General features: G+C 63.3%; 11 protein-coding genes and 1 pseudogene. 5 read left to right on the plus strand and 7 right to left on the minus strand.

All coding sequences use genetic code 11. The features are described from left to right. Positions 1-29 precede the first annotated feature (29 nt). Positions 30-287 carry a type II toxin-antitoxin system RelB/DinJ family antitoxin gene (locus FJ954_RS12485; RefSeq protein ID WP_140661483.1) on the plus strand — a complete coding sequence of 86 codons (258 nt, stop codon included), beginning with the start codon at positions 30-32 and terminating at the stop codon, positions 285-287. 2 nt (positions 288-289) lie between these two features. Continuing rightward, positions 290-561, plus strand: a pseudogene (locus FJ954_RS12490) (type II toxin-antitoxin system YafQ family toxin). A gap of 89 nt (positions 562-650) precedes the next feature. On the opposite strand, the gene FJ954_RS12495 reads toward FJ954_RS12490, so the two are convergent. The 3 genes from FJ954_RS12495 to FJ954_RS12505 form a co-directional block, all read right to left on the minus strand. Further along, a complete protein-coding gene (locus FJ954_RS12495) occupies positions 651-1,700 on the minus strand; it encodes a substrate-binding domain-containing protein (RefSeq protein WP_140661484.1) in 1,050 nt (349 codons plus the stop codon). 50 nt (positions 1,701-1,750) lie between these two features. Further along, positions 1,751-2,746, minus strand: coding sequence for an ABC transporter permease (locus FJ954_RS12500; protein WP_140661485.1), 996 nt, complete (start codon positions 2,744-2,746; stop codon positions 1,751-1,753). Between the two features lie 81 nt (positions 2,747-2,827). Then, positions 2,828-4,339, minus strand: coding sequence for a sugar ABC transporter ATP-binding protein (locus FJ954_RS12505; RefSeq protein ID WP_140617604.1), 1,512 nt, complete (start codon positions 4,337-4,339; stop codon positions 2,828-2,830). A gap of 136 nt (positions 4,340-4,475) precedes the next feature. On the opposite strand from FJ954_RS12505, the gene mtnK reads away from it, so the two are divergent. Continuing rightward, complete coding sequence (gene mtnK, locus FJ954_RS12510) at positions 4,476-5,750, plus strand: S-methyl-5-thioribose kinase (RefSeq protein ID WP_140661486.1); 1,275 nt, start codon at positions 4,476-4,478, stop codon at positions 5,748-5,750. Further along, positions 5,747-6,841, plus strand: a complete 1,095-nt coding sequence (gene mtnA / locus FJ954_RS12515; protein WP_140661487.1) for an S-methyl-5-thioribose-1-phosphate isomerase — start codon at positions 5,747-5,749, stop codon at positions 6,839-6,841. The genes mtnK and mtnA overlap by 4 nt, the downstream gene beginning before the upstream one ends. 11 nt (positions 6,842-6,852) lie before the next feature. Here the strand turns inward: mtnA and FJ954_RS12520 are convergent, their stop codons facing one another. The 4 genes from FJ954_RS12520 to nanR all read right to left on the minus strand — a co-directional run bounded on the left by FJ954_RS12520 (position 6,853) and on the right by nanR (position 10,674). Beyond that, positions 6,853-7,680: a sugar phosphate isomerase/epimerase gene (locus FJ954_RS12520; protein WP_140661488.1), complete on the minus strand. Its 828-nt coding sequence runs from the start codon at positions 7,678-7,680 to the stop codon at positions 6,853-6,855. An 18-nt stretch (positions 7,681-7,698) separates the two neighbouring features. After that, positions 7,699-8,541, minus strand: coding sequence for a phosphogluconate dehydrogenase C-terminal domain-containing protein (locus FJ954_RS12525; protein WP_281405546.1), 843 nt, complete (start codon positions 8,539-8,541; stop codon positions 7,699-7,701). Between the two features lie 49 nt (positions 8,542-8,590). After that, complete coding sequence (locus tag FJ954_RS12530) at positions 8,591-9,886, minus strand: ribulose-bisphosphate carboxylase large subunit family protein (protein WP_140661490.1); 1,296 nt, start codon at positions 9,884-9,886, stop codon at positions 8,591-8,593. A 71-nt stretch (positions 9,887-9,957) separates the two neighbouring features. After that, positions 9,958-10,674 carry a transcriptional regulator NanR gene (gene nanR, locus FJ954_RS12535; RefSeq protein ID WP_140661491.1) on the minus strand — a complete coding sequence of 239 codons (717 nt, stop codon included), beginning with the start codon at positions 10,672-10,674 and terminating at the stop codon, positions 9,958-9,960. Between the two features lie 351 nt (positions 10,675-11,025). On the opposite strand from nanR, the gene FJ954_RS12540 reads away from it, so the two are divergent. After that, positions 11,026-12,048, plus strand: coding sequence for an ABC transporter substrate-binding protein (locus tag FJ954_RS12540; protein WP_140617391.1), 1,023 nt, complete (start codon positions 11,026-11,028; stop codon positions 12,046-12,048). Positions 12,049-12,085: the final 37 nt, after the last annotated feature.

The raw sequence follows: 12,085 nt of genomic DNA on the forward strand, positions 1-12,085 counted from the left end.
ATTGTGGCTCAGCATGAAGGAGCCACGATATGGCAACGGATTCAGTGGTCCGCGCTCGCATCGACAGCGCGACGAAAGATCGGGCAACGGAGGCTTTGGCCGCCATGGGGTTGTCGGTTTCCGATGCCATTCGCCTGCTTCTGGTGCGCGTCGCCGCCGATAAGGAATTTCCCTTTCCAGTGAAAGTACCCAACGCGACCACCAGAAAGGCCATGGCCGAGTTGGAAAAAGGCAAGGGCAAGCGCCTTGCCTCGGCCGATGAGTTGTTCAAGGATTTGGGGATCTAGGCATGCCAGTTCCCATTCGCTCCGGGCAATTTCGCCGGGATGTGAGGCGTATGGAAAAGCGTGGCAAGGACCTGGGCAAGTTGCGCGATCTGTTAGGCCTGCTCATCGCCGGACAAGAACTGCCTGCGGTGTACAAGGATCATCCTCTGAAAGGGGACTGGAAAGGCTTCGCGACGCGCATATCGAGCCGGACTGGCTCCTGATCTATCGCGTTGTCGACGACGAATTGCAGCTTGCCCGTACCGGTTCGCATTCCGACCTGTTCAACGAGTGAACCACATCGAAAAAGCCGCCCGCAGCGACTGCTACAGGGCGGCTTTCATTTCGTCTCGACTCCATAATCAGCAAGAGTCTGTGCCGAAGCTACTTCGCGTTCGGGTTCGGCATCCATGCAGGCATGGCGACGTCGGCATGGGCGAACTGCGGCAGCTTGGCCGACAGGTCCTCCATGTTCTTGATGTCCTTGTCGATCAACTCCTTCTGGGTGATCAGCGTCGGCGGCACGATGACGTTGTGGCCGGGATCTTCGCCGGCGAGCAGTTGCGCCAGGGCGCGCACCGAGACCTGGCCGACGACGGCCGGGTTGGTCGCCGCGGTAGCCGCCCAGGCACTGTCGGGCTCGCGCATCGCAGCGATGTCGGACGTCGAAATATCGGCCGAATAGATCTTGATCTTCTTGTTCAGGCCGGCCTCGTCGACGGCGATCTTCACGCCCTTGGCGAACTCGTCATAGGGCGCGAACATCACGTTGATGTCGGGGTGCGCCGACAGCACCGAGCGCGCCTGGTTGGCGACGGAGTTGGCGATCGGATTGTCGAGCGTGCCGAACATGGCGGCTTCCTTTATGCCTGCATATTTTTTCTTGACGTCGACCCAGGTCTCGTTGCGGCGGTCGAGCGGAGCGATGCCGGCGACATAGACATAGCCGGCGTTCCAGCTTTCGCCATTGTCCTTGACTGCCTGTTCGAGCGCCAGCCGTGCCAGATCTTTGTCCGACTGTTCGATTTGCGGGATCTTGGGGTTTTCGACATTAACGTCGAATGCCACCACCTTGATGCCGGCGTCGACGGCGCGCTGGGCGGCGTCCTTCATCGATTCCGTCAGGCCGTGCTGGATGATGATGCCCTGCACGCCGAGCGCGATGGCCTGGTCGACCATGTCGGATTGAAGGGCGGCGTCCTGGCGGCTGTCGAGCACGCGCAGGTCGATACCGAGCGCCTTCGACTGCGCCTCGACGCCCGACAGATACGCCTGGAAGAAGTCGCCGGTCGAGAGATAGCGAACCAGTGCGATCTTGACGCCGGGTTTGTCGAACGGCGCCGGCTTGTCGGCGGCAAATGCCCCCTGCATCAGCATGGTTGCGCCGGCGAGCCCGAGCGCCACTTTCCCCAGAAGTCTTCTAGTGATGTTCACCTTGTTTTCCTCCACTTTTGTTGAACCCAAAATTCCTATCTGGCCGAATGCTAGTTCCTGCCCCTGCCCGAAAGGGCAAAGGTGAAGACAAGGGCGACGACCAGAACCACGCCCTTGACGAAATCCTGCGTGTAGTAAGGCGCGTTCATCATTGTCAGGCCTTGCAGCAAGATGCCGACGAACAGCGCGCCGATGGCGGTGCCAAAGGCGTTCGGCTTGGCGGCGCCGAGCACCGCGTAGCCGATCAGCGCCGCGGCAACCGCATCGAGCAGCAGATTATTACCCGAGGCGATGTCGCCGCGTCCAAGCCGGGCCGCGAGCAAAATGCCGCCGATCGAGGCAAAAACGCCTGAAATAACGTAGGCCCAGATCTTGTATGCCTTGACAGGCGCGCCAGCGAGTTCGGCGGCGCGCTCATTGCTGCCGACCGCATACATCATGCGGCCGAAGCGGGTGTATTCAAGGAAGAACCAGATCAGCACGGCCAGCGCCAGAAGCACGACGACCGAGACCGGGATGAGGTTTGGGATGAAGAAGTCGAAGCGGTGGCGGCCGAGCGCCAGGAAGGCATCGGAGAACTTGCCGCTGGCGACCGAGCCATCGGGCATGGTCATGCCGGTGGCGATCGAGCGGCCTTCCGTGGGGATGCGTTGCAGGCCGACCAGCAGGAACATCATGCCGAGCGTCGCCAGCAGATCGGGTACACGCATGTAGACGATCAGCCAGCCATTGATCAGGCCGACAATGGCGCCAATCAACAGGCAGACGATGACCGCCACGAACGCGTTTTGCTCCAGCACCACCATCACATAGGCCGCAGCCATCATGGCAGAGGTTGCGACCGAACCGATCGACAGGTCGAAGCCGCCGACGACAAGCGTGGCGGTAACACCGAGCGCCAGCACGCCGGTGATGGCGACCGACTGGAAGATGAAGACGGCACTTTGCGGCGAAACGAACCCGTCGGCGACGATCGCGAAATAGGCGACCAATCCGAACAGCAGCACGATGAACCCATAGCGGATGGCGTAGTCGCGCAGCGTCATTCGGCGCACCCCGGCGCCGCTGCCCCATTTACCCAACTCGCAGCCATGGTCTCTCCATTCTAATTCCATCAGCCGCCACGCTCAGGCAGCGCTGTGCAGCGGTCCACCGGCAACCTCGGCCAGCAGGCGGTCGAGGTCGACATCGGCATTGCGGTGTTCGCCGACGATCGTGTGCTCCGACATCACCAGGATGCGATCGGCCGTCTCCAGCGCTTCATCGAGTTCGGTGACGAACAGAAGCGTGGCGCGGCCATTGGCGCTTGCCCTCAGCTTGGCGGCGATGTCGCGCCGGGCGGAAATATCGACGCCCTGGAACGGCTCGTCGAGGATGAACAGCGCGGCATTCTGCGCCATCCAGCGGGCGACCATCACCTTCTGCTGGTTGCCGCCCGACAGCGCCGACATCTCGTCCTTCTCGGAGCGGCAGACGATGCCCAGTTGCTCGATCTGCCGGCGTGCGGTGGCGCGTTCGAGGCGGCGCCTGAGCACGCTCAGACTGGACATGCGCTTCAGAAACGGCAGGCTGACATTGCGCTCGATGTTGAAGCCGTCGACGATGCCGCTGGTCGCACGATCCTTGGCGACGAGGAACACGCCGGCGGCGATCGCGTCGCCCGCCGAGCGCGGCGCATAAGGCTTGCCGTTCATCGTCATGGTGCCGTCGAGCGGCCGGCGCACACCGAACAGCGTCTCGGCAAGAGCGGTCTTGCCGACGCCGACGAGGCCCGTGATGGCGACGACCTCGCCATCGCCGAGTGTCAGCGACATCGGCTTGGCCCCTTGCGCGATGCGCAGGCCTTCGACGCTCAGGACCGCCCTGGCGGAACTCCTGGCCACGATCCGGTCGAGATGGATCTTGCGGCCGAGCATGGCGTTGACCGCACCTTCATAATCGAGCGGCTTGGCATCGAAGGCGCCCGAGACGACACCGTCGCGCATCGAGACGATGCGATCCGCGAGCCGCCTGATGTCCGACATGCGGTGCGAGATGTAGAGGATCGCCACGCCCTGCTCGCGCAGACGGTCGACCAGCGCGAACAGCCTGTCGGCCTCGGCACTGGAGAGCGACGAGGTCGGCTCATCGAGGATCAGCACTTTCGGCTGGTGCGCCAGCGCCCGGGCAATCGCCACCATCTGGCGGTCGGCCAGCGAAAGATCGCTGACGCGCGCCTTCAAATCGATGGCCAGCCCCATGCGGTCGGCGACCGCCTTGGCCTCACGGCGCACGCGAGCGGGATTGAACAGGGTCGGCACGCCCCGGCCGCTCAGCCGGTCGAGCGTAAGATTGGTGGCGACATCGAGATCGGCGACCACGCCGTCATTGATGTTCTGGTGCACGGTGACGACACCCGCGCGGATCGCTTCCGCCGGCGTGTTCGGCGCGAACTCCGCACCGGCGAGGGTCATAGAGCCGCCGCCACGCTCGTAGACGCCGCTGATGATCTTGACGAGGGTGGATTTGCCGGCGCCGTTGGCGCCCATCAGCACGGTCACTTCGCCGGCATGGAGGTCCAGCGCGATGCCGCCAAGCACCTCGTTGCGGCCAAAGGATTTCCTCAGTCCCTCTACGCGGAACACGGCATTGCCGACCATGCGTTCCTCCCTGGTCATGACGCTATGGTCAATGTAGGCAATTGTCAACACGATTGACAATTGCCAGACAGCTTCCTAGCTTGGCCCCGCCGCTTGGGCTCCTTATGATCGGAGCACATAGGCGGGAGGAACAAGGATGACTGGGAACTTGCCGTTCGAAGCATTGTCGGTGGAGACGCTCGCAACCCGTCTCGGCACGAACGAAGCGCTGTGCGCGAAGATCGGCAAGGATGCGAGCGCCTGGAAAGTTCGCGAGGTTGGCGACGGCAATCTGAACCTGGTGTTCATCGTCGAAGGCGCCAGTGGCGGCGCCATCGTCAAGCAGGCCCTGCCCTATGTCCGCCTGGTCGGCGACAGCTGGCCGCTGCCGCTAAAACGTTCCTTCTTCGAATACCACGCACTGACCCGGCAAGAGGCACGCGCGCCGGGCTCGGTGCCGGAGATCTACTACTTCGACGAGGTCCAGGCGCTGATCATCATGGAATATCTGGCGCCGCCACACATCATTCTCAGGCGCGCCCTGATCGACGGGCGCCGACTGCCGAACATTGCCAGGGATATCGGCCTGTTCATGGCCCGCACGCTGTTTCGCGGTTCGGACCTGTCGATGGTGACCAAGGAGCGCAAGGCGGATTTGGCGCTGTTCGCCGACAATGTCGAGCTTTGCGACATCACCGAGAACCTGGTGTTTTCCGACCCCTATTTCGACGCCAAGATGAACCGCCACACCAGTCCGCAGCTCGATAGGCTGGTGGCGGAACTGCGGGCCGACCGCGACCTCAAGGTGGAGGCGCAGCGGCTGAAGCATATGTTCGCCGCCAATGCCGAGACGCTTTTGCATGGCGACCTGCATTCCGGCTCGATCATGGTCACCGATCAGGAAACGCGGATGATCGATCCGGAGTTCGCCTTCTACGGCCCGATGGCCTTCGACGTCGGCATGCTGCTCGCCAATTTCTGGATGTCCTTCTTCTCGCAGCGCGGGCATGAGCAGAACGGCAGGCGCGATGCCATGCGTGCCTATCTGCTCGGCGTCACGGCTGAAACCTGGGCCGTGTTCCGCGCCGAGTTCTCGCTGTTATGGCGGACGGAGCGCACCGGCATGCTCTATCAAAAAAGCCTGTTCGAGGATCAGGGCGACCGGCTGGGCGCCGAGCAGGCGCTCGATAATGTCCTGCACCAGATATGGGACGATCTGCTCGGCTTCGCCGGCATCGAGGTGCACCGGCGCATCCTCGGTCTCGCCCACAATGCCGACTTCGAGACCATTGCCGATGAAGATCTGCGCGCCAGTTGTGAGGCGAAGGCACTGAAATTCGGCCGTCACATCGCCGTCAACCGGCGCCAGATCCACAGCATCGACGAGGTCAACAATCTGGCCGCGCTGATCGAACAGGAGAACAGCATTTGAACGTCGGTGACCGCCACTTTCGGACCATCTGGCTGAGCGACGACGGCCGCTCAGTTGATATCATCGACCAGCGCTGGCTGCCGCATGAGTTCCGCATCGAGAAGCTCGGCACGGTCGCCGGCGTCGCCACCGCGATCCGCGACATGTGGGTGCGTGGCGCACCGTTGATCGGGGTCACCGCGGCCTATGGCGTCGCCATGCAGATGACGGATGATGCATCCGACGAAGCGCTCGACACTGTGTGGGAGGTACTGCACGATACCAGGCCGACGGCAATCAACCTGCGCTGGGCGCTCGACGAGATGCGGCGCACCCTGCGGCCGCTGCCGCTTGGTGAACGCGCCGCGGCCGCCTACCGGCGTGCCAATCAGATCGCCGACGAGGATGTCGGGCTCAACCGCGCCATCGGCGAGAACGGTCTCGCCATCATCAAGGATATCGCGGCGCGCAAGCAGCCGGGCGAGACGGTCAATATCCTCACCCACTGCAATGCCGGCTGGCTGGCGACGGTCGACTACGGGACAGCCACTTCACCGATCTACCTCGCTGTCGAAGCCGGCATTCCGGTCCATGTCTATGTCGATGAAACACGCCCACGCAACCAGGGCGCCCAACTCACCGCCTGGGAGATGGCTGGCCACGGCGTGCCGCACACGCTGATCGTCGACAATGCCGGGGGCCATCTGATGCAGCGCGGCGCAATCGACATGGTCATCGTCGGCACCGACCGCACCACCGCCGACGGCGACGTCTGCAACAAGATCGGCACCTATCTGAAGGCGCTCGCCGCCGCGGACAACGACGTGCCGTTCTACGTTGCGCTGCCTTCGCCGACCATCGACTGGACGGTGGGCGACGGACTTGCCGAAATCCCGATCGAGGAACGTTCCGGCGACGAGGTTTCGCTGGTGTGGGGCAAGACCGCGAGCGGCGAGATCGCCCAGGTACGCGTCTCGCCCGAAGCAACGCCTGCGGCAAACCCCGCCTTCGACGTGACGCCGGCGCGGCTGGTGACCGGGCTGATCACTGAGCGCGGCGTCGCCAAGGCGTCGCGCGAGGGGCTGAAGGCGATGTTCCCCGAGCGGGGGTAGGCGGGCCGCGCTCAGAACTCGGCGTTGTCCAGCGCGTTCACAAATTCCAGCGAGCGCCGCAAGGCGCCGCGAATGGTGCCGATATCCACCGGCGTGCTTCGCCGCTGGGGATCACGGCGTCGGGGGCGCTGCAGCCGCAACGGCAGTTCGATGCTGACTGGCAGCGTGGCGGGCAAGACGGCCCAGTAGGATGCATAGTCGACAGAGCCGTCGCCGATGGCGCAGAACGTCCATCCCTCGCCGGTGCTGACGACATCCTTCAGATGCGCATGTCCAACCGTATCGATGGCATCGGCGATATCTTGCGCCGGCTGCATCGTCTCGCCGCTGTAGGTGAAGACGTTGCCGGCATCGTGGTTCAGGCGGACGGACGGCGATCCGATGTCGCGGACAAAGCCTGCCCCCAACCGAGCGCCGCCGAGCAGATCGCCACTGCCATGTCCGGGGTTTTCGAGCGCCAGAACCATGCCGGCCTCCTCCAGCCTCGGCAGGAGAGCGTCGATCGTCGCGCGGATCGCCGCGCTGTTTCTCGCCGGACCGGTATTGGTGATCAGGAACGAAGCGCCAAGACCGGCTGCAAAGCCGATCCGCCGGGACAATGCTTCGATCGCATCGGGCCCCGACAGGTCGAGATGAGCCGATACGGCGTTGATGCCAAGCCCGGCATTTTGCGCCGTCCGGCACAGCTTTAGTGCCTGCGCCTCGGCAAACAGACCCTCGTCGAAATCGACATAGCCGCTGATAAAGGCCGGCTCGACATGGGCGGCACCCACAGCGGCAATCTCCTCGACGGCCAATTCCATGGAATAGCCGTCGAAGAGAGCGGTCGATACCGACATGATCCGCGAAGGCAGGGCTCAGGCTCCCTTGCCGTAGACGATCAATTCCGAGGCTTCCTTCACCTTGGCCGGCGACAGTGCCTCGCGCCAGTCGTCACGGACCACGACGCCCTTGGCGAAGCGCATCAGGCGCAGTGCGGCGTCGGACGGCACTTTCGGCGAGAAACCGAACCACATGGCGATCTCGACATTCAGATGACCGATCAGGAAGTCGAGCGCGGCTTGCCTTGGAATGCCATATTTGCGCTCGCACTCCTCGACGGCCTCGACCATCGTGTCGACGAAGGGCATGGCGACCATTTCGGACAGGCCGGGCTCCAGGATCGCCAGTTGTTCGACCGTCACCCGGTGGCTGTCGATGATCGGCGACCACATCGCCTTGCACACCTCCTCGCCAAGCGCGTAGTCCTCTTCAGGTCCCTGCATCAGGGCGCAGACGATCGACTGCCTGGCGATGCCGCCATGATAGTCGCGACGCGCGGCCCACTCCGTCTCGTCGCCGAACAGCGGCGGATGGCACGGATGACCGACGAAATAGGTGAGATCTGGCCTGTCCTTCGGCAGGTCGCCGGCATAGGGTGCGGCCGCATCCAGAACGAGGATCATGGTGCCCTTGGCAAGCATCGGCGAGACCTGCCGCGTCACCTGGCCGATGATGTTGTCCGGCAGAGCCATCACCACGACCTTGGCGCCGGGAATGCCTTCCTCCATGGCGACGGCGGCGATATCGGCTTCTCCCAACCGCTTGCGGCCGGCCTCGCCGATCTCCACGGCGCGGACATCGTAGCCTGCTTCGATCAGCTTGCGCGTCACGCGGAAGCCCATCTTCCCTCCGGCTCCAAGCACCGCCACGGATGTCATCATTTGCTTCTCTCCCATTTCCTCTTGATGGCGCGCCGATGGCGCAGATTCAGCCGAACGCTTGCAGCGCGGCCTCGAGCTCCGGATGCGTGGCCGCGTAGTCGCGCGCGGGAATGCCTGCCGCCGCGGCTTCGAAAGCATCGTGCAGGCTTTGAACGCCGGCGGCCGGACCGCCAGGATGCGCCATGATCCCGCCGCCGCAGCAATAGATGAAATCGTTCGAGCCGAGCCTTCCATAGGTCTCGCCCGCCTGCACCGCGGTCTGTCCGGACGAAAACACCGGCATCACCGTATCGGGGCGGTCGGCCCGGCCGAACATCGGAGTGAGGCAGGCGTGGGCGGATGCCATCACCGAATCGTCGGGCTCGCAGAACTTGTTGGACAGCCCGTTGACGTGCATGTGGTCGATGCCGGCCAGGCGCCAGAATTTCTGGTAGGCGAGATAGCTCATGCCGACATCAGGAGAACGGCTGAAGAGACCCCAGCCCGCCCGATGGCCGTGCAGCGCGACGGCGGAATGCCGGCGCATCTTGACGACACCCGACAGGCCGACGGAATTGAGGACAAGCATGGCGCAGGTGCCGCCACGGCGCTCGATCAGGTCGAGCTGGCGGCGCATGGCGTCGATGTCGCCGGAAATGTTGGCCGCGTACATGACCTTGCGCCCGGTCCTGTCGGCGTGCCGGTCGATGACAGCCATGACCGCCTCGAACCGCTGTTCGAACGGCGAATGCGGGGGATCTCCCATCAGTTCGTCGTCCTTGATGAAGTCGAGGCCGGCTGAGATCAGCGTATCGGCCAGGGTCGCGGTCTCCCGCGGCGTAAGGCCGATGCTCGGTTTGACGATGGTGCCGATCAGCGGCCGTCCCGTGACACCGGTCAGACGACGCGTGCCTTCGACAGCGAAAGCCGGCCCCGGATAGGCATCAGCGAAGACATCGGGAAAGCTGACGTCGAGCAGACGCATGGCCGAGAAATGATGCAGCTCGAACAGATTGCCGAGCACCGTCGACCAGACCGAAGCCAGCACGGTGCCCATGTTCTCGATGTTCCAGGAAAGACCCACTTTGGCCCGGCGCGGCCTGACGGCCGCCGCATCTCCGGGCGCGCGCGAAAACGGCAACGCCTCGCCATCGACCTCGCCAAGATCCTCGATGAATGCGACGCGCGCGCCAAATCTGAGCAGCAGTTCCGGCGTCTCCCCAGGGATCGGACGGAATGTCCCGCTCGATTGCTCACCCGCCATCGCGGCCGCGGCGACCTCCATGGGATAGCGGGTTTCGATCAGGTAGGTGGCGTTAAGACGACCGGTCAATGCAGGCTTCCCGGCTGGAATGAACTTCATAAAGGGAGCGATAGCATCAAAAAGATATCATGTCATCACATGAGTTTTCCCGGTCAAAAAATTCGCGACTGTCAGTCCCCGCCGTCGCTGCCGGCCAGTTTCGAATAGAGTTCGTTGGCGCGGCCTATATGGTCCGCCATGGCGGCGCTGGCGCCTTCGGCGTCGCCGCTGGCGATCGCCTTGTAGATGCGTTCGTGTTCCTCGACCGTCAGACGCTCGGCGCCTTTCACGGCCACGAGATCGCGCTTGAAGCGCGACAGCCATTCGAGCATGCCCTTGGCCACGGCCGCGATCATCGAATTGCCGCTCATTTCCGCTATGACGGCGTGGAATTCCATGTCGGCGGTTACGAACCGAGCCTGGTCGCCCTTCGCCTCGCGTAGGTGGCGCAAGGTCCCGGCAAGCCGTTCCAGGCTCTTGGCCGTGGCGCGTCGCGTGGCGATCCGAACCAGGCCCGTTTCCAGCAAGAGCCTGACTTCTTTGAGTTCTTCGAGGCCGCGCGAATTCGTCGCCAGCATCATGACCATTGCCGCGGAGACCTGATTGACGATCACCTCCGGCGTCGGGTTGATGACGCGCGCCCGTTCGCCGTGCGATATCCGGATGAGCCCCATCTGCTGCAGCGTCAGCATCGCTTCCCGGATCGACGGCCGCCCGACGCCGATCATCGTCATCAGTTCCTTTTCCGACGGCAATTGGGAACCGGGCGGAAATTCGGATGTCGAGATCGCCGCCATCAGCCGATCGAGCACCTCGACATACAACTTCTTCTTCTGGACCGGTTCCATCCGCATCTCTCCTGATCGTTTCCCGGGGCAATCGATCCCGAGTCGCACCAACAGGCAAGGTCCCCGCTAATAATTGACATTACATATATGATGACCTAGCGTCCAGTGTGGCCAGTCTCGACGCGGCCGTGACGGCAAACATAGTGTCGGCACGGCCCGACTGGCCAGGGATGAGACGGAGAACCCGGCGGGCGCGTTGCTCCCGTCGACGCAGTCAAATGAGGTTCCGAGTGGCTTGCCTATTTGGTATGCTGGTATAACATGTAGCTGGTATGGTGTCCTTCGGAAGAGACACCTTTACGGAGTGACAGACGAGCCGATCAGGTCGGCCGGTTTTTGGGAGGAGAGATCATGAAGTTTTCAATTGTGGCGGCGCTTGCCGGCGCCGCGCTGGCCAGTGCTTCTGTTTTGCCGGCGATCGCATCGTCGGACAAACCGGTGATCGCGCTCGCCAACGCCTATTACGGCAATACCTGGCGCCACCAGATGGTGGAGGCGTTCGAGGCCTCGGCCAAGGAAGCCAAGGCAGGTGGCCAGATCGCCGATTACATCATCATGAACGGTGACGGCTCGGTGGCGCAGCAGAACAGCCAGATCGCCGAGCTGATCCTCAAGAAGGTCGATGTTCTCGCCGTCGACGCCGCCTCGGAGACCGCGGTCAACGGCATCATCGAAAAGGCCTGCAAGGCCGGCATCATCGTCGTTTCCTTCGATTCGGTTGCTTCGGCGCCCTGCAACTACCAGCTCAACTTCGACTTCAAGGGCTACAAGGCGGCCCAGGCCGAAGCCGTCTTCAAGATGATCGGCGGCAAGGGCAACGTCATCCAGGTGCGCGGCGTGAAGGGCTCTGCGCCCGACAACGACATGTTCAACGCGCAGCAGTCGGTGCTGGCGAAATATCCCGACATCAAGGTTGTCGCCACCGTCTACGGCCAGGCGACCGCCTCGGTCGCGCAGGCGGCGATCGCCAACGTCCTGCCCTCGCTGCCACATGTCGACGCCGTGCTCGGCCAGGGCGGCAGCGACGATGTCGGCATCGCCCAGGCCTTCGTCCAGTATGGCGGCGATTATGCCGGCAAGATGCCGATCATCGAAGGCGGCGGCGGCACCGACTTCGTCAAATGGTGGGCCGAAGAGAATGCCAAGAACGGCTACCAGACCGTCTCGATGAACACCACGCCGGGCATTGGCGGCGCCGCGTTCTGGCTCGGCCTTTCGTTGCTCAAGGGCGGCAAGGCACCGAAGCTGATGATCATGCCGGTGGCGACGGTCGATGCCAGCAATCTCAAGGAGTATGCGAAGCTGCCGGGCGGCCAGATCATCAGCCCTACCTATTCGCTCGACTGGGTCAAGCAGAACCTGCTCAGCAAGTAAGGCTGCCATTGCCAGGGACCGGGCGCGCCAAACGGCC

This window comes from Mesorhizobium sp. B2-3-15, assembly GCF_006442875.1.
Lineage (GTDB): Bacteria > Pseudomonadota > Alphaproteobacteria > Rhizobiales > Rhizobiaceae > Mesorhizobium > Mesorhizobium australicum.